A 22,085-nucleotide genomic window follows, 5' to 3' on the forward strand; every position below is an offset into this window, starting at 1 on the left:
AAGGGATATCACATGAAAATTACTGGAATTGTTACAGAATATAATCCATTTCATAATGGTCATTTATATCATTTGCAAGAAACCAGACGTCTCACAGGTGCTGACTATGTTGTTGTCGTAATGAGTGGTAATTTTATTCAGAGAGGTGGCCCTGCGTTTATTGATAAATATTCTAGAACTAGGATGGCACTGAAGGCTGGTGCTGATTTAGTACTTGAACTTCCCGTCCGTTACGCAACAAGCAGTGCAGAAAATTTTGCCAAAGGCTCCGTAGCCATATTAAATAATCTTGGGAATGTATCCTCTCTTTGCTTTGGCAGTGAAACTGGAGCACTGGACAAACTAAATAAAGTTGCTGAATTTATTGTATCTGACGATAAGCAATACCATCAACTAATTGCAGAGTCCGTAAAAGATGGCTTTTCTTATCCAGTAGCAAGAAAAAAGGCACTCCTTACCTGCCTGGGCCAATCAGATGACATTCCATTAAATACAATGCTTGAACAGCCAAATAATATTTTGGGTATTGAATATTTAAAAGCATTAAAAATTTTTAATAGTACAATCAAACCATTTACCATGAAACGCATTGCCAATCACTATCATGATGCAGAGCTATTACAAGATATGCAAGAAACTTCCATCAATTCTGCAACAGCCATTCGTCAAGAATATTTTAAAACTGAAACACTTTACAAGCTAAAAACCAGTCTGCCTGGTTTTGTTTATGAAATACTTTCTGAATCAGAAGGTAAAACATACCCTGTCCATGAGCAGGATTTTTCTCAAATGCTATACTATAAATTAAGAATGTTGGAAACCAGCCAGCTAATTGAATTCTTAGATGTGTCGGAAGATTTGGCAAGAGGAATCAAAAAGGAACTGGTTAATTACCAGAATTACACAGATTTTGCTTTCTGTTTGAAATCAAAACGATATACTTTGACAAGAATATATCGAACATTTATGCATATTTTACTGGGAATCAAACAAAACCAATTTAATCCTTCCGATTCCAGGGCTTTTTCTCCATATTTACGTGTTCTTGGTCTGAAAAAATCTTCATCAGCCATTTTGAAAGAAGCAAAATCCAGTAATTTTCCTATTATTACAAAAATGGCTGATGCAAAAAAAATTCTTTCTAAAGAAGCTTATTCTTTGCTAGAAGAAGATATTTTTGCATCAGACATCTATAATCAGGTTGTTTATTCTAAGTTTAATACGAAGCTGCCCAATGAATTTTTGCAGTCTCCAGTTATTTTATAAGCTGGTCTAATTGTTCTACCAAACCTGCAAATACGTTAAGAGCTTCCTTCACAGGTTCCTTTGTACTCATATCTACCCCCGCACCCTTTAATAAGTCAATAGGATCCTTGGAACTTCCGCCCTTGAGGAAGTTTTTCACGTATTTTTCTACCGCCTCCTGACCTTCTGTAAGAATCTTTTCAGAAAGTGCAATGGCAGCTGAATAGCCAGTAGCATACTGATAAACATAAAACGAATTGTAAAAATGAGGGATTCTCGCCCACTCCATTTCAATATCTTTGTCAATCATAACGGCTTCACCAAAGTATTTTTTATTCAAATCATAGTAAAGCGAACAAAGTGTATCTACCGTAAGGGGCTGGCCATCCTCTGCCATTTTGTGAGTAATCATTTCAAACTCAGCAAACATGGTCTGACGAAACAGGGTACTTCTAAATTGATCTAGATGATAGTTAATTAAATATGCTTTTTCTCTCTCCTCCTTTGCATTCTTTATCAGATGCGCCATAAGCAAAGCTTCATTACAGGTAGATGCAACTTCTGCCACAAAAATGCGGTATCCCGCATAGGGATATGGCTGAGTGGCGTCTGAATAATAAGAATGAATGGCATGACCCATCTCGTGGGCAAGAGTAAACACATTGTTCAGATTATCTTGATAGTTTAATAAAACAAACGGATGTGTTCCGTAGGCTCCCCATGAATAGGCGCCACTTCTTTTTCCCTCATTTTCATAAACATCTATCCATCCATCTGCATATCCCTCAGTAAGTATGTTCAAATACTCTTCTCCCAAAGGCTTTAATCCCTCAGCTACTAATTTCTTTGCTTCCTCAAAGGGTACCTTCATATTAAAGTCCGTAACAATAGGAGTATTAATATCGTACATATGCAATTCCTCTAAAGCAAGCGCTCTCTTACGAAGCTTCATATACTGATACATAGAAGGAAGTGACTCATGCACCGCTTCAATTAAGTTTTCATATACGGATAAAGGAATTCTGCTGCCATCCAGTGCCATTTCTAATGTACTATTATATTTCCGTGCCTTTGCATAAAAAATTTCCTTTTTTACATTTCCACTATATAAACCAGCCAGAGTATTTTTGAATTTTTCATACGTCTGATATAATCCCAAAAACGCCTCCCTGCGTACTCTTCTATCTGGACTTTCTAATAAACGAATATAACGTCCATGCGTAATTTCAATATCTTTTCCCTCTTCATCTTTTATTACAGGAAATTTTAAATCGGCATTATTAAACATAGAAAATGTATTTTGTGGTACATTTCCCATCTCACTTGCCTCAGCCAGCAGCAACTCCATTTCTTTTGGCAAAACATGTGGCTTATCCAAAAAAATCTGTTCTATTTTGCGCCTATATAGAAGAAGTTGTTGGTTTTCTTTATAAAACGACTCCATTTTCTCCTCTGAAATAACCAGAATTTCTGGAATGGCAAATGAGCCTGTACTATTCACTACCATCATCAGGTTGGAAGCCTTTTCTGCCAAATCCTGATAAGTAGTGTTGGTAGTATCTTCATGGGATTTCTGATTTGCATATACATAAACTCTCTCCAGCAACCTATTTATTTCATCACACAATCTAAGATACTGATACAGTTTCTCCGCAGAATCTCCCAGATGTCCTTGAAACTCTCTTACTTTTGCATTCAGTTCCTTAATCTTTTCGTATTCTTCCTGCCATAAGGAATCTGTTTCAAATAAATCTTCTATTCTCCATTGAAACTCCTTATCCATTTGACTTCTTTTTTTTAAACCCACTGACATTCCTTATCCATCCTCTCTATACTTCCTAATTTATCATACTTACTAAAGCATTTAAAATAGTATACCACAGCATGTTAATTTTTACTAATGAGAAATTCTAAACTAGTGCTAGGATGTAATTTATTTTCATAAAATGAAAGCAAGCATAAAACTTCTAAGGATTTTGTTTATGATAAAAAAACACAGTGTAACATTACTTACTATTTTGCTCTTCCTTTTGCTGGTACTAAATCCAGGGACATCACTTATTGGTGCAAAAAATGGCCTTCTGCTCTGGTTTAATACCATTTTTCCTACCTTATTGCCTTTTATGATTATCGCAAACCTAATGTTGAAATTTCAAGTAACAAACTGCCTGACAAAGCTTTTCTATCCTATACTTGGAAAAATACTAGGAGTAAGCAGACAAGGTTGTTATCCTATTATTGTTGGAATGCTCTCTGGCTATCCCGTTGGTGCAAAAATCTGTGCGGAAATGGTTAAAAACAACGAAATCAGCTTACAGGAAGGACAATTTTTGCTTTGCTTCTGCAATAATGTAAGCCCTATGTTTGTAATCAGCTTTATAGCCATAGAATGTCTTAACTGTGAAAAAAGCGCCTACCTCATTTTAGGAGTGCTGTTAGGCAGTACTCTGGCAGGTGCGCTATTCTTTCGTTTTTTCCATAATCTATTTTGCAAGAAATCCAATCAACACATTCCTTGTCCGATCCTATCTACTCCTTTGTCCTGTAACCAAACGATGCAAGGTGGAATTTTTAAAACAATAGACAGTGCTATTCAAGAAGCATTTGAAGTACTAGTAAAAATAGGAGGATATATTATCTTATTCTCCATTCTGGCCCAGCTACTCATTTCCATGACCATACTGCCCTTTGCTATGAGATTATTGTTTACTGGTTTCCTGGAGATTACCAACGGTATTGCCCTCATCAGTATAAGTAGTCTTTCCTTTACAAAAAAAATAGTCCTCATCAATTTCATAACAGGCTTTGGAGGCTTATCCAGTATTGCACAAACCAACAGTGTTATTTCAGATTCAGGACTATCTATAAAACAATATTCAGCCGCAAAGCTTTTTTGTGGGTTCTTAAGCGGAACTCTCACATTTTTATTAATCAATATCTTCTAGAAACGTATTTTCATCAAAATCAAATTCATCCTTTGGAATTGTATCATAATTAGTAGTATTTTCTTCATAGGAACCAGCTGGCTCTGACTCCAGATACAATTCCTTTTTGTTATTTATTACAATTTCAAGATTTCCCTTAAGAGAATTCAAAACACCCTCATACTTATTTTTTGTACTTTCATAGGCATTATTCAAAACATTTTCCAGTTGCGTAAGCATATCAGAGGTATACGCAATTGCGCCCTGACGTATTGCCTCTGCATCCATATTAGCCTGCTGTATCATCCTGCTCCCTTCTTCTTCCGCCTCATGTACGACTTGGTTAGCTTGATAATAAGCTTGCTGCATTATCTCATGTTCATTAATTAATGCATTAGTTTGGGCTTCCGCTTCTGCCAGCATTTTTGTCGCCTTTTCTTCTGCATCTGATAAAATAGCATCTCTATTTGAAATGATTTTCTGATATCTTTTTATTTCATCTGGAGTTCTTAGTCTTAACTCATCTAATAAGTCATACAATTCATCTTTAGGAACTATTACTTTTGTAGATGATAATGGCTGCATTTTACAGCTCTCTACAAATTCGTAAATATCCTCGATTAACTGTTCAATCTTACTTACTCCCATATGTAACGCTCCTTTAATCTGATATTTTGTTAAACTTCTTTTCTAACTCATCTACTACTAATTCGGGTACAAACGGACTAATATCCGACCCATAACTGGCAAACTCTTTTACAAGACTTGAACTAATATAAGAAAATTCCACATTAGTGGTAAAAAAAATGGTGTCCACATTTGGATTAGCCTTATGATTAATCTGTGCAATTTGCAATTCATATTCAAAATCCGTAATTGCTCTTAATCCTCTGACAAGTACACATGCCTTTTTCAATTCAGCAAAATCCACCAGCAGTCCCTGAAATGACTCTACCTCTACATTATCCATATCCTTCGTAACTCTTCTAATAATTTCAACCCGTTCCTCTGGAGTAAACAGACACTTCTTCGCACTATTGTTTAATACTCCAATAATTAATTTATCTACAATTTTAGATGACCGTTTTATTACGTCCAGATGTCCTAATGTAATTGGATCAAAGCTTCCAGGATAAATTCCAATTTTCATAATAATCTCCTTATGTCATATCATCTTTCAGGCCAGCTAGTCTCTCAGTCTGATGCCTCCGGATAAATAAAGACATGCATATTTGTTTTGTATTTTTTTATTTTATCTATATAAAAATGTAACTCTTCCAAATAAGTAAAATCTGTTTCTAATGCTGCTTCCACTACAATTAAAGTATTCTTGTCAATCAGACAGGAATCCTTCAGGTAAGTCAGCACTTTCTCTTCCTCACCTTTCAGATAAGGCGGATCCATAAAAACGATATCAAATTTTCCTCCTTGATGTTCAAGCTTTATCAATGCTGATAAAACATCAAGATTTAAAATTCTCCCCTTGTCCATTAGTTTTGTTTTGGTAAGGTTTGTCCGAATGCAATTTAAAGCTTCTTGTCCATTTTCAACAAAAACAGCTTCTTCTGCACCTCTGCTTAACGCTTCAATTCCAATTGCACCACTCCCACTAAACAAATCCAAAAAATTACAATCCACTATATAAGGCTGTAACATATTAAATAAAGTTTCCTTTGTTCGATCTGTAGTAGGTCTTGTATCTAGGCCAACAGGTGTAATCAATGGTATTCTTTTGGCTAAGCCGGCTATTACTCGCATCTTAAACTCCTTAGTTCACTAAATTTAACAATAATAATAGTTTATATCATATTGTAACACTTTTCAATACCCAATCTTAAGAAAAGAATAGGTAAGGAGTCCTATAAATCTCCTTACCTACTCTTTACAACTACCTTATGAATGGGTTTTGTTTATTTCCCTGCCATTCTTTTCTCTTGCTCAGCGATCATTTTCTTCACCATCATACCACCTACACTACCATTCTGATAGGAAGTTAAATCACCGTTGTAGCCGTGTTTTAATGGAACACCTATTTCGTTTGCCACCTCATACTTAAAGCGGTCTAAGGCCTCCATAGCTTCTGGTACTTCTACTCTGTTTCTTCCTGATGACATAATAAACTCCTCCATTTCCTTATTTCAGTACTTGTTGCTCGTACTATAATGAAATAATTCTTTGTTGTTGTTTGTTACAGGAATAGTATATGTAGCGTGATAAATAATAAACTGGTAATTTCAAGTTCGATTTTTAAAAAATGGGAGTACTATTGTCCATAGATTTCAATTATTTTATTAAATCGATCTGTTTCCTTCCCAAATAGTGTAATAATACCTTCGACCTTTGATTGTGAATCTTTAGAAAGACAGTTTTTCACAATTGTCGCCATGGTTCCACTCGGTCCCAAATCCAAATAGACATTTTCACCCTCACTAGTATTATCTTCTAACAGTTTAACCACACTTCCTATATTCATTTTTCCACGTACAACATCCCACAAAAAACTTTGACTAATTTGATCCAGCCAACCTCCGTAATAACAAGATGCAACTTTAACAACTGGTTCTCCAAATTTTTTATCCTTTAAAAATTCTATGTAATCCCACTTTGCTTCGTCCATGTAATAGGAATGGAACCCATATTTGACTGGAAGAACCACATGAAGAATTGATTTTTCCTTTAGAAACTTTGCTATAAAATGAATATTTTCCTCATTACAGGAGATTACGAAATGAGTAGCAAAATTAACAGCAGCAAGCTCACTGTTATTATAAAGTTCCGGATATTGTTCAAAAATATGATAATCATCAATAATAGTAATCATACCACCATATCCACAATTTTTTATGATTACTTCTGCCTGGGTGTGGATATAATGCATTGCCTCAACAGCAGTTATTACTTTGGACACTGCCAGCGAAGCAAATTCTCCCAGGCTCATACCAAGCACATAATCTGGCTGAATTCCTTGCTTTTGCATAATCTGTGCCATGGAATATTCCACCATAAAAATAGCAAGATGTGTCATGGGTAAATCATCAAAGGAATCTGATTTTCTTTTTTCCTTTTGAAACATACATTCTACAACAGATTTTCCTGTCAGCTCCCTGGCGTATTTATCCAGTTCAAGCATATTCTCTCGAAAATCCAAATTGTTCTCATATAAATCTTCTCCCATATGGTAAAACTGTGATCCCTGTCCCGAAAACATAAAAATATATTTTTTTCTCATTGTACTTCCCCTCTCTAAACGATTATTCCCTGTACATCTTCCTTTATAATAGTGCTTAACTGCTCCTGTGTAGGATTCTTGCATAACACAATCCGATTGGCTTGATTTACAAGAATTCGTTCAAATGTATTTCGAACTCCACGACCATTGCCAAAAGCCTGCTTGCTTTCACCTGCTAATCTTTCAAATTGTTCTTCTACACATTGAACAGCATCTGCATCAAACGTAATTGCGCTTTTCTTTGCAAAAAAGGCAAGTATTTCTCCTAACTCCTCACTTGAATAATCGACAAAATCAATATATTTATTAAACCTGGAAACTAGTCCTGGATTTGAATGAATAAACTGCTTCATTTCATTTGAATATCCTGCAACGATAACAACTAAATCATTTCTGTTATCTTCCATCAGCTTTACCAGTGCATCTATTGCTTCACCACCAAAATCATTACCAATCCCTTGATTCGATAAAGAATATGCTTCGTCGATAAATAATACACCGCCAACTGCACTCTCCACAACCTCTTTCACTTTTAAGGCGGTCTGTCCTACATATCCAGCCACCAAACCTGAGCGGTCTGTTTCAACAAGATTACCCTTTGTCAAAATCCCTAATTCCTTGTATATTTTAGCAACCAACCTTGCCACTGTAGTTTTTCCTGTTCCTGGATTTCCAGTAAAAACCATATGATAAGACATTTCTGTAGAAGGCAGTCCATATTGTTCACGCATTTTTTTTACTTTAATTAAATTAATTAAAGAATTCATCTCCTGCTTAACCTTTTCTAGACCAATCAGTTCATTTAATTCTTCCATCCAGCGTTCTAGTAAATTCTCTTCTTTTTCATGCTGCATTTCTTCTTTAATTTTTTCAATTCTACGTTTCTGCTTTTCCTTTAATACTGAAAAATCACATTCTTTTTCCTGACATCCAATAAAGAATTCCTGATAATACTGACAATCCAGTCTGTCATTGCATATTTTCCGAAAAATATACTTTTGTGTTAGTACTTTTCGTATTAATTCTGAATTTAGAAATACACAAACCTTCTTGTAGTATTCCTCCACCAGCTTTAGTACACTTGTCGTCTTGCCATTATTGAGATAGGCCAGTGCCAGAATAATATTTAAAATGCAGTCAAATGCCTGTCCTGCTATCTTTGTTCCCTGCTCCTTATCCATAAGATCGCACAATTGTAAAAAAATTGGAGGAGTAGCTGTCAATCTGTCCACAGACTGTTTGGATTTTCCATCAATTTCTGCTTTTAAATCTATTTTAAAAGGATTAGTTTTGGTAAGGGAACAAATAAAGTTCTTTTCTTCTTCGTTAAAACGACCTGCATCTATGGAAATCTTAATTAGAACAGCTTGTAAATACGCATCTAACATAGCTTGTATCGGCATGTTCAAAATAGATTGTGGCTTTTCCCAGTAGTCCCGTTCTTGTAAAAGTGTACAAAAATCAATAAGCTTTCCATAATTAAGCCTGCCTATTTCATATAGTTGTTGATTTGAAAATGAAAGCTGGACCATATTTACTTCTCCTTTCCACAATTCTATCCTTATTATATCCAAAATAAAAGTACTTGACAACTCATACCCATGAAATTTAACAATAGAGTCCTTAGTAAAATTTACCTACAAAAACAAATCACTGGTATACAACTGAAGCTTTGATCTTATTCCCTCATATTTTTTGCATAGTAGTTTAACCTCATCCTCTGTAAACCGCTTTGCTATTTCATTTGCTTTTAATAAAATTTCTGCATCTTGATAAACATCTGCCATTTTAAATTCTACCATTCCACTTTGACGGATTCCAAATAAATCACCTGGTCCTCTTAATTTTAAATCCTCTTTAGCAATTACAAAACCGTCGTTAGAAGAATTCAAAACCTCCAGCCTCTTTTTGCTTTCCTTGCTCTGAGAACCATTTACAAAAATACAATAGGACTGAAATCCTCCCCTGCCAACACGTCCTCTTAACTGATGCAATTGTGCCAGTCCGAACCGCTCCGCATTTTCAATCATCATTACTGTCGCATTGGGAACATTTACTCCAACCTCTACCACCGTTGTAGCAACAAGCACCTGTATCTCACCTTTTGAAAATTGCTCCATCAGCTGATTCTTTTCTTTTGCCTTCATTTTCCCATGCAAAAATGAGATTTGATAGGATGGCATAACGCTTTGTAACTTTTCTGTGTACTCAATAACATTTTCTGCATCCATCACTTCGCTCTCTTCCACCATCGGACAAATCACATATGCCTGATGCCCTGCTTTTACCTGTTCTTCAATGAAACGGTATGCTTTTTCCCGGTAATCTGTAGCTACCACACAATTTTTAATTGCCAGTCTGTTTTTGGGCAGCTGGTCAATGGTGGAGACATCCAGATCACCATACAAAATAAGCGCTAATGTCCTTGGAATCGGTGTTGCGCTCATTACCAGAATATGCGGCTCTAGACCTTTATTAAATAGTGCCTCTCTTTGCTTTACTCCAAACCGGTGCTGTTCATCTGTAACAACCAGTCCAAGGCAGGCATATTCCACTGTTTCCTGTATTAAAGCATGGGTTCCAACAATCACATCTGCCTCGTGATTTTTAATACAGCTGTATACCTCTCTTTTTTCTTTTGCAGTCATGGAACCAATCAGCAATACAATTCGTACACCAAAACCATTTAAGTCTTGAGAAAGGGATTGAAAATGCTGTTTTGCCAAAACCTCTGTTGGAACCATGATACACCCCTGAAAACCGTTCTTTGCAGTCATCAGCAGCGCCAGCTCAGCCACAATGGTTTTTCCTGAACCAACATCTCCCTGAACCAAGCGATTCATCTGGCTATCCCCTTGCAATTCATTCCTTATCGTTTCCCACACTTTCCTTTGTGCCTCTGTCAGAGAAAATGGAAGTCGTTTCATTAACTCCTCACATGCTTCCGTTGAAAGCATTTTGAAATTGCTGGATTTCTGCTCTTTTTGCTTCTTCAAATAATTAAGTGCCAATGTAAATAAGAAAAATTCATCAAAAACAATTCTTTTTCGTGCTTCCATCAGTTCCTCCAAATGATTGGGGAAATGAATTTTCCGAAGCGCACTTTTTTCTTCTATTAAATTACATTCCTTACGAATCTCAGCAGGAAGATAATCTTTATCTAATAATGTTTCCTTTATTGCTATGCTCATGGCTTTCTTCACCATATTATTCGTTATTCCCGCTGTTAATGCATATACAGGCTGTAATACATCTTTTTGATTAACATATTCTTCTTTTGACAAAATAACCGGCTGATCCATTCCCAGCATACCATTTTTTCGAATTACCTTTCCTCTAAATAAATAATGATTGCCCATCCTTATTTTATTTTGAAGAAATGGCATATTAAACCACGTCACTAATAATCTTCCAGAATAATCGCTTACCCAGCATTGGATCATTTGCAGGTTTCTCACTTTTTTACGCTGTGGCAAATTGGCAACAGCCACTTCAATCACTGCTGTTTCTCCTTCTTCTAGTGCTTCAATTTCCTTTATTTCCCCATACACATCATAATTTCGGGGATAGTGTTCTAAAAGGTCACCTACCTTAAAAATTCCAAGCTTGGCCATTCCTGTTTCTGTTTTCTCTCCAATTCCCTTTATCACTGAAATCCGGTCTTCCTGTTTCATATCCTCACCTCTTACTGTTCTATCAAATGAAATAAGAGAAATACAAGTTTCCCTGCATTTCTCCTTTAATTAATCTATTAGACATAGTGATATCAAACATTTCATTATTCCACAGAAAGCATATAATAATAAATTGGCTGCCCACCACTATGAACCTCTACATCTACCTCTGGATGCTGTTCCATAATTGCTTCTGCTAAACTATTTGCTGATTCCTCCGATATTTCTTCTCCGTAATACAGACTAATCAGTTCTGAATCCTCATCCATCATGGAATTTATAAGTTCAAGTGAGGTGGCTTGTATTTCATCACCCACCGCAGCAATAGAATTGTCATCAATCCCCATAATATTCCCCTGCTTTATCATCTTACCATCAATTGTGGTATCTCTGACTGCATAAGTAACCTGCCCAGATTTAACCTTTTTCATTTCTTCCGTCATATGAACTGCATTTTCATCAGGCGTTTTATCAAAAACAAAATTAATAATTGCTGCAATTCCCTGTGGTATTGTCTTAGATGGAATAACAATAATATTTTTATCTTCCGTCAGTTCTTTTGCCTGTTCTGCTGCCAAGATAATATTTTTGTTATTTGGTAAGATAAAAATTGTATCTGCATTTACCTTCTCAATGGCATTCAGCATATCCTCTGTACTTGGATTCATAGTCTGTCCACCTTCTATGAGATAGTCAACACCAAGTCCTTTAAATATTTCATTCAACCCTTTTCCAGCTGAAATACTAATAAAACCAACGTCTTTCCTTGGTTCTTGTTTCATCTCTGCTGACTGAATCTCATTTTTAGTTTTATCCGCTTCCTTAATCACCTTTTCTTGATGCTCTTCCCGCATATTATCAATCTTCATACTAGTGAGGGAACCATAGGTTAACGCCTTTTGAATTGCCAGTCCCGGATCATTAGTATGTACATGAACCTTTACAACCTCGTCGTCAGAAACAACAACTATAGAATCACCTATTCCTTCCAAATAGTTTTTGAACTCTGCTTCGCTGCTCATGTTATACTCTTTTTCCAACATGATAATAAACTCAGTACAATATCCAAATTTAATATCTGATGTTGAAATTTTAGAACTATCTATTCTATTCTGGACAGATATACTTTGTGCTTTAGAATCAAAATCAACCGCCGTAACTTTCCCTGTTAATACGTCAACGGCACCTGACAGAATGGTAATCAGACCCTGACCTCCTGAATCTACAACACCAGCCTCTTTTAGTACTGGAAGCATCTCTGGTGTAAGAGATAAAACTCTTTCCATTTCCTTCAGAACATCTGTGCAAAAAGTAATTAAATCTGTCGTATTACCTGATAACTCTCTTGCCTTTTGTGCACCAGACTTTGCAACCGTTAATATCGTTCCCTCTTTCGGTTTCATTACTGCCTTATAAGCAGTTTCCACTGCACGTTCAAAAGCATCTGCCATAACTGGAACTGTAATAACCTGTTTATCAACAATTTCTTTTGTAAATCCACGAAATAATTGAGATAGAATTACACCTGAATTTCCTCTTGCACCTCTTAATGATCCACTAGAAATTGCTTTTGCTATTTTTCCCATGGTAGGATTATCAATACTATTTACTTCTTTTGCGGCTGACATAATCGTTAATGTCATATTTGTACCAGTATCCCCATCAGGTACTGGAAAAACATTCAACTCATTAATATAGTCTTTCTTAAGCTCGATGCTCTTTGCCCCAGCAAGAAACATTTTTTGAAGCAGTTCTGCATCTATTGATTTCATAGCCACTTTTTTAAATCCTCCTTAATGATCACTTTCTATTCAATTAGTCTAAAATCCTTACGCCTTCCACAAGAACATTTATTTTCATTACACTCATACCAGTAAATTCTTCCACTTTATATTTTACATTTTCGATCAGATTTTCTGCAACTGCTGCAATACTCACCCCATAAACAACAATAATGTGCAGATCTATAAAAATAGAATTATCTTCCACATAAACATTTACCCCATGACGGATGCTCTCTTTTTTCAAAAGTTTTACCAAGCCCTCCTTCATATTGACAGAAGCCATACCAACAATACCAAAACACTCCACCGCTGCCGAACCAGCATATTTAGCAATTACCTCATTGTCAATGATGATCTCACCCATATCTGTACTAATATGACTTTTCATGGCAAACCCTCCACTTCTACAATTTTATTCTCTAACTACATTATACCCTTTTTATTTAAAAAAAGAAATATAGAACACACGAATTTATTTTCACGAAATTTCAAATCATATTTTTCTGTATCTTATATATAATAAACTAACAAATATTTTCCGTTGAGGTTAATATGAGACGTATGCTGGGATTCATCCTCTTCTGGATGGCCATTGGAATGACTATGATGCTGTTCATCACCAATGGTTTATTAGCTATCTGCATTATTATTCTATGTTTATTACTTGGATATAATCTGTTTTCCTGTTAAACATGAAATCTAAAACAAGAAAGGATTAAGCTAATGGGCTTATTAAACAGAAAAAGGTGTCAAAATAGTGATTAAATCGCTATTTATGACACCTCCTGTCTAATTTCTCATTAAGCACGCTCAACTAACCCTGATCTCAAACAAGATGTACATACATACAATTTTTTTGTTGCGCCATTAACATTAATTTTAACAGATTTAACATTTGATTTCCACATTTTATTGCTTCTTCTATGTGAATGACTCACTTTAATTCCAAAATGAGCTCCCTTTCCACAAACTGCACATTTAGCCATTACCAAAGCACCTCCTTACGTTTCCTAAGTGTAACTTTCCAGTTGCTACACATCAAACAAAATCATTTTATCAAAATAGCAGGAATAATGCAAGCAATTTTTAAAAAATGTTCATTACTCTTCTATAATATCTTCAAAATTCTCGACTTCTTCCACAGGTGTTTCTTCATCTTTTCCACCTTTTGTAAATTTATTCACGAAATCAGGAACCATATCCAGTATTTTAGTAATACTATCTTGATTTTTTACATTTACTAATTTTGTAATTCCATTTTGAATCACTAATACAGAGCTTGGTGTAATCTTTCCACCCATACCTCCGGCTCCATTACTCTTTTTCGATTCTTCTGTAAATGCTCCAGCTGCAGCGCCAAAACTAACATCAACTAATGGCAGAATAATCGTTCCATCCTCAAATTTAATTGCGTCCCCAACTACTGTTTTTGTAGTTAAAAAGCTGTCCATTCCCTTGAATAGTGAATCAAATGTACTACTAAAATTATTTTGATCAGCCATTAAAACTCCTCCTTTAAGGTTTTTACATTGCCTATAAAATTTTTAAATTCTTCATTTCGATATAGTTTCCAAAGAACCCTGGCAAACCGAAGCACTCTCATTTTACCGAATAAGCACAAATCCATTGTTAAAACTTTCTCGTTAAAATCCGGTACAATTTTCAAATATTTACTACCATATCTGATATATAGTATACTAAATATCCCCAGTGCCTGTCCAGTAGAACATGGATCTCCTGTTCCAAAATAAATAATTCCTTTCATTTTTTGTGGTCTTACATATCGAATTACTTCATATAGTGTCCCAAAAAATGTTTTGATCCCCAATCGGTTAATTTCCTCTTTTAGAAAATCAGACAAGCTTTTTTTCTTATCTAAAACCTTTTTAAAGAAAGTAAAAAAATTCTTAATCGAATTTTTTATATTTTGATAAATGTTCATAAACTTATCTTTTATTCTCTTTAAAAAAAATGGCTTCTTTTCCTTGTTTTCACTCTCCACAGCTGCTTTTTCTGTTCCATCCGCTCCTTCACTCTGCCCCGATTCACCAACCTCATCCTGTTCCTTCTCTGTTTTCCCATTGTCACTTTTTTCAGCAGCCTTACATTTTCTTATCTTACTATCCTTATTGTGTTTCAATGGTATCCCAAATATACGCAGACAATAATTCCAGGTATTCTTTTCCAGCTCACCTCTCATACTTACAATATGAAACAGCCAGTATACGGTAAAATAACTCTCCACATGTTCTATTTTTTTAATTTTAATTCGATATCGTACCGGAACCAGCAGAATTAAAAGAATCAGCATAACAGCTAAGCCTGATATACAACCAATAACAATTCCTACTATCTTTAATATCAGAAATACTATAGGCAAACACTCTCACATCCTAACCTTTTACTGCGCAGAATTACGAAAACGAGAAATATTCCCTAGGATGAAAAGTTCCTGTACTCTGATACATTTCATCAATTATTTCGGCAACCAATTCTACTGCACTATCTCTGCTTACAGCTAAACCAATAATATATATATCTTTCTTTCTATAATAATGAAATAACAGTTCATCTGTCCGGATAATCTCAAACAGATTATTTTCATTCTGAGCAAGGGTAATACAATACACAAATAAATTTAATTTTCCTCTCTCGATTCGCTTCCGAAGTTTTTTTTCTATTTTCTCCGCTGCAAAATCCAGATAAAGCTTCTGACACCATCTTATCATGTAAGCACCACCCATCAATATGCTTTAATACAATTCACTCTCTTCGATAATCTCATTCAAAATTTCTATAGCTGCTTGTTTCTCAGATACATCATTACATAATTGCAGACTATTTTGGATATATTCCGTCACTTCATCAGCAGAATTAAAAAATACAGGCATTTTATCAATGGTGTTAGCAATGACTGCACGAATAAAACGAATCGGACGGCTTTTAAAAAGGAGAGTTAACTCTTCAATCAGTTCATTGGTAACCTCGGAAATATACGCTTCGTCTGCTGTCTCTTCTGCCTCTTCTGTAAATTCCATAAACAAACTTGTAGACATCAATTGCTGCACTCTCTCTAAACTTTTATACTGATGCTCTAACATCATTCCCTGTAATAGAGAACCATAGCTTTCCCCAATGACAGGCAGTATTCCTTCTAGAACTACAATATCTTCTAACAGAGTTTCTTGTAACCCTTCCAGCTGTACCAGCTTTTCTTCTATGCTTTCGGACTCCTCAACAGCTTCCCCTTGCATATACTCTGCTGCTTCCTTTATAATATCTCTACAGATACCAGTTTTGTCATTTTCAGCAAAATCTCCATAGGGATATGCAAGTACATACACATATAAATCGTTTAACAGCGTTTGCAGGCAGACATATTCCTCCATCATTGCTTTCAGCATATCAGCAGCCTTTATAACCGTTTCAGATAACTGTTTATGTTCCTCTTTGCTAAGTGTATCATAATCTACCTGATGAAATTTACTTACCATTTCTCCTATCTCTGTAAAATACTGTTCCATCCCTTCTGGCTTATATAAATTAGCACTGGTTCGTAACATATATAAATAAGTTTTAACAGAAGACTTATCTGCACCTTTATACAATGTTAAACTATTCTTCAGCAGTTCATAATATTTAGAACGTGCCATTCTTACAGGCAGCTGACCTATCGTTTCCTTAATTCTTTCATTAATAATAAAGTTTTCTTTTGTACCAAAAATGTATTGTACTAATTTTTGAACAAATATCTCCTCATTTACCTCAGGAACTTGCTCTACATATTTTTTTTCTAAACGGTTTAAGACATATTCGTAAAGTAATACCTGATCGATATATGCAGTTAATACTTCCATTTTCCGGATAACCTCTGCCCTGTGCATTTCCAGCTGCAATGCTGCCTCCTGGTACTTATCCACTGTAGCACACTGTACAAAGAGCAGATTCACAATTCCATTCATAAAGTCAACCGTTCTCTTTTCTTCCGTCCCATTAAACAATCCATCTGCTTGTTGCTGGAGTACTGTATAGTACTCCATAGCAACATTTAAAATAGACTGTTCATAATATTTCCCAAATAATGAATTGAAATATAGGGGTAGATTTTCCTCTAAATTCTTTCCATTATTTATATCTTTAATCACATGTTTTAAATTATTATTCATTGTACCTATTATTTCCTCCTAATATCTGCCACAACACTCTCGTCAAAATTAATCGCTTCTCTAACAATATATAATGGCCTGTTTTTTGTTTCTTCATAAATTCTTCCAACATATTCTCCTGTTATACAGTGAAGAATAAGAGAAACACCATTAAAAAACAGTATTACTGCAACTAGCGATGCCCATCCAGGCTGGGTAGTACTTGTAAATAGCTTCTGAATCACTACAATAATTAAATAAATAAAACTAGCAAATGAAAGCATGGAGCCAACCACCCCTGCAAAATGAAGGGGTTTATAGGAAAAGGACAAAATACCATCCGCTGCCAGCTTCAACATTTTTTTCAATGGATATTTTGTTTCCCCTGCAAAACGGCCATCTCTCATATATTCTACTGCTGTCTGCTTAAATCCAACCCAGCTTACCAGACCGCGGACATAACGGTTTTTCTCTGAAAGAGAATTCATTACATCTACAACCTTTCGATCCATTAAACGGAAATCCCCTGTATCTACAGGAATATCCACTGTAGTCATATGATCTAGTATCCGATAAAAACATTTGGCAGTAAACTTTTTAAAAAATGTTTCCCCTTTCCGTACCAGACGTTTTCCATATACTACATCATAGCCTTCTTTCCATTTTGCAATCATTTCCAAAATAACTCTTGGCGGATCTTGTAAGTCCGCATCAATAATCACTACTGCCTGTCCGCTGGAATACTCCATTCCAGCCGTAACTGCAATCTGGTGTCCAAAGTTTCTGGAGAAATTAACCACCTTAATACTGGAATCCTTCTTACAATAATCCTGTAACATTTTAAATGTGTTATCCCTGCTGCCATCATTGATAAAAATCAGTTCATATTCCTCTTCCGTAGATTTCATAACCTCTGTAAGTCTCTTATACGTCTCGTCCAGAACCTCTTCTTCATTATACGCGGGAATAATAATAGAATATCGTACCATACCTTCACCTCATTTATATTTTTACAAATTCATCATTTGTTTTTCCACCTGTTAACTAATTAATACCCAGCTCTGAAACCAGCATAAGATATGTTTTACAAATTCTCTGTTTACTGGATGACCGGATAAAACAGGATAATACAACAAAAACAAACCAACTGCACACACTACATAAAAATAAATCAACGGTTTAATAAGAATCTTTTTCTTAACCAAATCATGAAACATATAAACATTTAACAGTACCACAAATGGAACACTGGTAAAATAGTGATAAATATAAGTTGTTCTGGATACAAGGGTCCATGGCAGGTATTCTGCTAGATACGCAATAATCAAAAAGCCTGCTTTCTTATCCTTATTTCTCCAGCCACTAATTAACGTATAGAAAAATGCTGGAATCCCCATCCACCAAACAAGAGGATTGCCCATAGAACTAATTCCCTCTCGAATTGTTTCTGAAATATACCCATCGTAGTACCAAATTGGCCGGGATATAATAGGCCACTGATACCAGCGTGAGGAAAACGGGTGCGTAGAAACAAGATTAGAATGATAACTATACATTGTTTCCTGATTGGTAAGCATTCTAGCTACTAAGCCTTCCTGTTGTCCATCATAAAATGGAATATAGGACAAGGTATAAATAATTGCTGGAACAACTATAAAAGCAGCTATACAGAATAAAATAGTAAATCCTGCATTTTTATAAAACTTATTGGCAATATCACTATGTTTTATTCCATTAGTAGTACCATTATAATTCTCTTTAGCATATAAATATTCCCGGAACCTTTTATACAATGTATAAAAGAATATAACAGCAAGACCAACTCCTGCATACACTCCAGTCCACTTTGACGCAATTCCAAGCCCCATACAGAAACCGCATAAACCAAGTGGTATAAAGGTTCTTTTTAAGGAAGAGTCATTAAAACTCATTTGCGTATATTGATACATGAAATAATACATTAAAATAATAAAAAATGTAACATAAACATCAATAGTTGCTATACGCGTCTGGGAAAAGTGCATAAAATCAAATGCAAACAATACTGTGGCAATAGTTGCAAGCCAGCTTTCTTTAAAAAAGCGTTTTGCAAACACATAGAGAAATGGAAGCATGGCAATCCCAAACAAAGTTCCCATAATTCTCCATCCAAATGGATTTATTCCAAAAATCAGCATTCCCAATGCAATAAATATTTTTCCTAGAGGTGGATGTGTGTTTTCATAGCAGTCTTTTGAACCAATAAGGAATTCATACCCTGTTCTGGCATGATAAATCTCATCGAAATAGGTAGAATTTCTAAAGGAACTTCTTGCTGGAACTGTTTCCTGTTCATCAAACAGTTCCGTATACTCGTCTTTATTGACAGGTACTATAAAATTCCCCTCTGCATCCTGAAATGCAATTTCAAACACCTCTGACTTGGTTTCATTTGGTGTCAGACGAAAATACCTGGCAGTCATTCCAATCTGGCTTTCACCCCAGTATAAAACATTGTTCATAGTCAGATCTGCCAGTGCATTCCATGTGCCATTCTTGTCGTCGGTATACTCTACCTTGAATGTCCTGGTATCGTAATTACCTAGAAAGAATCTTATTTTATCTACATAAACAGAATCTCCCATATCCAAAACAATTTCTGTGTTCTGTGATTTTTCAAGATTCCAACAGGTTTCTGGAGCAACTCTAGAACCCAAATCATACAATGCAAAGCACCCATAAACTACTGTTATAATTAGTATGGCAAGGTAATCCTTCTTTAGTAACTTTGATACTGGCTGTGTTTTTTCGATGGTCATTTCCTTTTTCCGTTGTTGGGAATAAGATGAACTTGTTTCTGACCTTCTGCTATCTGAAGAAAACGGCATAAAACTAAGTGCCAGCTGTTCTTCTTCCACATTTTCTGCCCCAGAACCTTTTCTAAAGATACAAACCATATAATATGCCAGTGCCGCCATTGTAATAACACCTGTTACAATCGGTACTGCAGCTTTTGCATTAAAATTCATGTAATCATATACATAGTATACATGTGCAACATTTAAAAAGTGAGCAATTGAAAATAGTAAAAAGGAATAGTATATATCCTTCCGCGGACGCATCACAAATGCTAAAATTAATAATGCCAGTACAGGGTACATATAACGCTCATGCATTCTTACCGAAAAGGTGAATACCATGGCATATATAATAATACCGGAGTATATGTAGCTTGTTTTATCCTTCCTGTTGCGGAAGAAGTACACAGCAGCCACTGCTACAGCCGCAATAATACCAACGGTTCCCCATGTTTTATATGCCAGTGGTCCCAGCATATTATCTTGTGGAGACCAATTAAGCCCTAATGTTGTCCAGAAATTATAGGCATTGACAGATGCATATTCATAGGAACCAAGTGTTTCCGTATATTGTGAGAAAACATTATTAAGCCCAAATGGCATGGAAAGCAGCACTAAAACACCAATTGCAGTCAATCCAAGCCCCAGCTGTTTTCCAAAGTTTTTCCAATTAAAATCTTTAAGAAATACCTGATTAATAATGGCAAAAAGAAGTACTGGCGTAAAAATCAATATCTGTGGTTTAATTAATACTCCCAGCGCATATGCAAAATATGCTTTGGGAAGCTGCTCCTTCATAATAAAATAGCAAACCAAAACTACAAATATTGTATATACCGAATCAACCTGTCCCCAGATTGCTGAATTTAAAATAATAGCTGGATTGAATAAAAAGAATGCTGCACATATCAGTACCGGCGTCAATTTAAACTTTTGTCTTGCAATTTTAACAATAAAATATGCAATGGCCAAATCACAGAGCATTGCCGGCATCTTTATTAGTACATATCCAAATGTTCCATAAATATTAATGTTAAAAATTTTTCTTAAAAATGCAATAAAGTATAATACGTATAAATATCCTGGTGGATAATCTGTAAATGCATCCAGCTCATAAAACTTACCAAATCCATTTTGAAAAACCATATCAGACCATCCAATAAAACAACCCATATCCTGCTCATGCCCTTTATTTGCAACAGCAAAAATGATACGTGCAAGAAATGCTGCTGCAAACAAAAAGCCGATTGCTACTTTTTCATCTGTTTCTGCTTTTGAAGCACTACTGCTTTTCCAGTTTCCCTTCATATTCTGTGCAATATACCGGTAGCCCCAAGCTAACATAATTGTATAGCAAATTAATACCAATACTATGCTGTTCATAAATAATCCCCCTACATTACTATTTCACATGTTCATGAGTGAACAGGTGATCTTTACAATACTCATAATTCCCATTACATTTTGAGCAGTATCTAAATTCTAAATTCTCATCATCCAGTTCTGTTCTCCCACACACAGCACACTTGTGTTTAGGACCTATGGAAGCTTGGTAGACCTGCCTTTTGTATTGAATTTTTCTTTTTTGCTGTTTCGGAGAAATCTTCTTATAATTTCTTGTGGCAAAAAAGAAAATTAAAAAGTTTGCAACTGCCATTATAATTGCAATAGCATATGCATAATCCCCTCTTTGGTAAAAATCTATTACTGACCAAATATAAAAGATTCCTTCTAAAATTGCAAGCCATTTTACCTTAACTGGAATAATGTAAAAAATTAAAAATCTTACTTCTGGAAATAATACAGCAAAGGCAAAAAACATGGATTGGAATACATATTCTAAACCAACTCCATACGGCTGATTATACCCAAAATGTAAAATAAGAGCGGCTATTATATTGAATAAAACCCCGCTGATAAAATAAAGATTAAACCGAAAATATCCCCATGCCCGCTCTAAAGACCTTCCTATCATCAAGTAAGCATAAATAAAAAACACAAAGAAAATAATGGACAACGGAGAATAAAAGGATACTCCTCCTGGTGCCAGCAAAAAGGTGAAAATTCTCCATACTTGGCCTTTTAAGATTTGATTTAAATCAAATTGCAGATACATCCAGTATAAATTAGGATTTAGCACTCCAATTACTGTTCCTAAAATGTAAATAAAAATAACATAACGGATAAAATCTGGTATCGCATACTTTTCAAATTTCCGCTCAAGTTTATTCAATAGTTTCATTTCAT

At 35.2% G+C, this 22,085-nt stretch carries 20 protein-coding genes; 2 read left to right on the forward strand and 18 right to left on the reverse strand.

Annotated features, from left to right (window positions below):
* Nucleotides 1–12 precede the first annotated feature (12 nt).
* Nucleotides 13–1,266, forward strand: a complete 1,254-nt coding sequence (locus tag BM305_RS12055; protein WP_092561155.1) for a nucleotidyltransferase — start codon at nt 13–15, stop codon at nt 1,264–1,266.
* Here BM305_RS12055 and pepF read toward each other — a convergent pair.
* Nucleotides 1,256–3,058 carry an oligoendopeptidase F gene (gene pepF / locus BM305_RS12060; protein WP_092561157.1) on the reverse strand — a complete coding sequence of 601 codons (1,803 nt, stop codon included), beginning with the start codon at nt 3,056–3,058 and terminating at the stop codon, nt 1,256–1,258. The genes BM305_RS12055 and pepF overlap by 11 nt on opposite strands.
* A gap of 169 nt (nt 3,059–3,227) precedes the next feature.
* Between pepF and BM305_RS12065 the strand changes: the two genes are divergently transcribed.
* The gene (locus tag BM305_RS12065; protein ID WP_143099175.1) at nt 3,228–4,190 is read left to right on the forward strand and encodes a hypothetical protein; all 963 of its coding nucleotides are present in this window, start codon (nt 3,228–3,230) and stop codon (nt 4,188–4,190) included.
* Here the strand turns inward: BM305_RS12065 and BM305_RS12070 are convergent.
* The 17 genes from BM305_RS12070 to BM305_RS12150 form a co-directional block, all read right to left on the reverse strand.
* On the reverse strand, nt 4,173–4,817 hold the full coding sequence (locus tag BM305_RS12070; protein WP_092561161.1) for an ATPase: 645 nt from the start codon (nt 4,815–4,817) through the stop codon (nt 4,173–4,175). The genes BM305_RS12065 and BM305_RS12070 overlap by 18 nt on opposite strands.
* Nucleotides 4,818–4,830: 13 nt before the next feature.
* Nucleotides 4,831–5,319 (reverse strand): pantetheine-phosphate adenylyltransferase, encoded by a 489-nt coding sequence (gene coaD, locus BM305_RS12075; protein WP_092561163.1) that lies wholly within the window; start codon nt 5,317–5,319, stop codon nt 4,831–4,833.
* Nucleotides 5,320–5,363: 44 nt separating this feature from the next.
* The gene (gene rsmD / locus BM305_RS12080) at nt 5,364–5,927 is read right to left on the reverse strand and encodes a 16S rRNA (guanine(966)-N(2))-methyltransferase RsmD (RefSeq protein WP_092561165.1); all 564 of its coding nucleotides are present in this window, start codon (nt 5,925–5,927) and stop codon (nt 5,364–5,366) included.
* A 152-nt stretch (nt 5,928–6,079) separates the two neighbouring features.
* Nucleotides 6,080–6,283, reverse strand: coding sequence for an alpha/beta-type small acid-soluble spore protein (locus BM305_RS12085; protein ID WP_092561167.1), 204 nt, complete (start codon nt 6,281–6,283; stop codon nt 6,080–6,082).
* A gap of 149 nt (nt 6,284–6,432) precedes the next feature.
* Nucleotides 6,433–7,398 (reverse strand): acyltransferase domain-containing protein, encoded by a 966-nt coding sequence (locus BM305_RS12090; protein ID WP_177214708.1) that lies wholly within the window; start codon nt 7,396–7,398, stop codon nt 6,433–6,435.
* Nucleotides 7,399–7,412: 14 nt separating this feature from the next.
* On the reverse strand, nt 7,413–8,930 hold the full coding sequence (locus BM305_RS12095) for an AAA family ATPase (protein ID WP_092561171.1): 1,518 nt from the start codon (nt 8,928–8,930) through the stop codon (nt 7,413–7,415).
* 105 nt (nt 8,931–9,035) lie between these two features.
* Entirely contained in the window at nt 9,036–11,072 is a 2,037-nt protein-coding gene (recG, locus tag BM305_RS12100) for an ATP-dependent DNA helicase RecG (RefSeq protein ID WP_092561173.1), read from the reverse strand.
* A gap of 104 nt (nt 11,073–11,176) precedes the next feature.
* Complete coding sequence (locus BM305_RS12105; protein WP_092561175.1) at nt 11,177–12,850, reverse strand: DAK2 domain-containing protein; 1,674 nt, start codon at nt 12,848–12,850, stop codon at nt 11,177–11,179.
* A 37-nt stretch (nt 12,851–12,887) separates the two neighbouring features.
* Complete coding sequence (locus BM305_RS12110; RefSeq protein WP_092561177.1) at nt 12,888–13,244, reverse strand: Asp23/Gls24 family envelope stress response protein; 357 nt, start codon at nt 13,242–13,244, stop codon at nt 12,888–12,890.
* Between the two features lie 412 nt (nt 13,245–13,656).
* Nucleotides 13,657–13,842, reverse strand: a complete 186-nt coding sequence (gene rpmB / locus BM305_RS12115) for a 50S ribosomal protein L28 (protein WP_092561179.1) — start codon at nt 13,840–13,842, stop codon at nt 13,657–13,659.
* 114 nt (nt 13,843–13,956) lie between these two features.
* On the reverse strand, nt 13,957–14,358 hold the full coding sequence (locus tag BM305_RS12120; RefSeq protein ID WP_092561181.1) for a GerW family sporulation protein: 402 nt from the start codon (nt 14,356–14,358) through the stop codon (nt 13,957–13,959).
* Nucleotides 14,358–15,236, reverse strand: coding sequence for a DUF2953 domain-containing protein (locus BM305_RS12125; RefSeq protein WP_092561183.1), 879 nt, complete (start codon nt 15,234–15,236; stop codon nt 14,358–14,360). The genes BM305_RS12120 and BM305_RS12125 overlap by 1 nt, the downstream gene beginning before the upstream one ends.
* A 34-nt stretch (nt 15,237–15,270) precedes the next feature.
* Nucleotides 15,271–15,585 (reverse strand): hypothetical protein, encoded by a 315-nt coding sequence (locus BM305_RS12130; RefSeq protein WP_092561185.1) that lies wholly within the window; start codon nt 15,583–15,585, stop codon nt 15,271–15,273.
* A gap of 24 nt (nt 15,586–15,609) precedes the next feature.
* A complete protein-coding gene (locus tag BM305_RS12135) occupies nt 15,610–17,022 on the reverse strand; it encodes a hypothetical protein (protein ID WP_092561188.1) in 1,413 nt (470 codons plus the stop codon).
* Between the two features lie 8 nt (nt 17,023–17,030).
* Nucleotides 17,031–17,990 carry a glycosyltransferase family 2 protein gene (locus BM305_RS12140; protein WP_092561190.1) on the reverse strand — a complete coding sequence of 320 codons (960 nt, stop codon included), beginning with the start codon at nt 17,988–17,990 and terminating at the stop codon, nt 17,031–17,033.
* A gap of 51 nt (nt 17,991–18,041) precedes the next feature.
* Nucleotides 18,042–21,221: a glycosyltransferase family 39 protein gene (locus BM305_RS12145; RefSeq protein ID WP_092561192.1), complete on the reverse strand. Its 3,180-nt coding sequence runs from the start codon at nt 21,219–21,221 to the stop codon at nt 18,042–18,044.
* 19 nt (nt 21,222–21,240) lie between these two features.
* Complete coding sequence (locus tag BM305_RS12150; protein WP_092561194.1) at nt 21,241–22,080, reverse strand: rhomboid family protein; 840 nt, start codon at nt 22,078–22,080, stop codon at nt 21,241–21,243.
* Nucleotides 22,081–22,085: the final 5 nt, after the last annotated feature.

The sequence above is a fragment of the Anaeromicropila populeti genome, from assembly GCF_900112775.1.
GTDB lineage: Bacteria > Bacillota > Clostridia > Lachnospirales > Lachnospiraceae > Anaeromicropila_A > Anaeromicropila_A populeti.

Excerpts from the sequence above, each read along its gene's own strand:
- BM305_RS12055 (WP_092561155.1), top strand. The coding sequence starts at position 13 with ATGAAAATTACTGGAATTGTTACAGAATATAATCCATTTCATAATGGT.
- pepF (WP_092561157.1), bottom strand. The coding sequence starts at position 3,058 with ATGTCAGTGGGTTTAAAAAAAAGAAGTCAAATGGATAAGGAGTTTCAA.
- BM305_RS12065 (WP_143099175.1), top strand. The coding sequence starts at position 3,228 with ATGATAAAAAAACACAGTGTAACATTACTTACTATTTTGCTCTTCCTT.
- BM305_RS12070 (WP_092561161.1), bottom strand. The coding sequence starts at position 4,817 with ATGGGAGTAAGTAAGATTGAACAGTTAATCGAGGATATTTACGAATTT.
- coaD (WP_092561163.1), bottom strand. The coding sequence starts at position 5,319 with ATGAAAATTGGAATTTATCCTGGAAGCTTTGATCCAATTACATTAGGA.
- rsmD (WP_092561165.1), bottom strand. The coding sequence starts at position 5,927 with ATGCGAGTAATAGCCGGCTTAGCCAAAAGAATACCATTGATTACACCT.
- BM305_RS12085 (WP_092561167.1), bottom strand. The coding sequence starts at position 6,283 with ATGTCATCAGGAAGAAACAGAGTAGAAGTACCAGAAGCTATGGAGGCC.
- BM305_RS12090 (WP_177214708.1), bottom strand. The coding sequence starts at position 7,398 with ATGAGAAAAAAATATATTTTTATGTTTTCGGGACAGGGATCACAGTTT.
- BM305_RS12095 (WP_092561171.1), bottom strand. The coding sequence starts at position 8,930 with ATGGTCCAGCTTTCATTTTCAAATCAACAACTATATGAAATAGGCAGG.
- recG (WP_092561173.1), bottom strand. The coding sequence starts at position 11,072 with ATGAAACAGGAAGACCGGATTTCAGTGATAAAGGGAATTGGAGAGAAA.
- BM305_RS12110 (WP_092561177.1), bottom strand. The coding sequence starts at position 13,244 with ATGAAAAGTCATATTAGTACAGATATGGGTGAGATCATCATTGACAAT.
- rpmB (WP_092561179.1), bottom strand. The coding sequence starts at position 13,842 with ATGGCTAAATGTGCAGTTTGTGGAAAGGGAGCTCATTTTGGAATTAAA.
- BM305_RS12120 (WP_092561181.1), bottom strand. The coding sequence starts at position 14,358 with ATGGCTGATCAAAATAATTTTAGTAGTACATTTGATTCACTATTCAAG.
- BM305_RS12130 (WP_092561185.1), bottom strand. The coding sequence starts at position 15,585 with ATGATAAGATGGTGTCAGAAGCTTTATCTGGATTTTGCAGCGGAGAAA.
- BM305_RS12135 (WP_092561188.1), bottom strand. The coding sequence starts at position 17,022 with ATGAATAATAATTTAAAACATGTGATTAAAGATATAAATAATGGAAAG.
- BM305_RS12140 (WP_092561190.1), bottom strand. The coding sequence starts at position 17,990 with ATGGTACGATATTCTATTATTATTCCCGCGTATAATGAAGAAGAGGTT.
- BM305_RS12145 (WP_092561192.1), bottom strand. The coding sequence starts at position 21,221 with ATGAACAGCATAGTATTGGTATTAATTTGCTATACAATTATGTTAGCT.
- BM305_RS12150 (WP_092561194.1), bottom strand. The coding sequence starts at position 22,080 with ATGAAACTATTGAATAAACTTGAGCGGAAATTTGAAAAGTATGCGATA.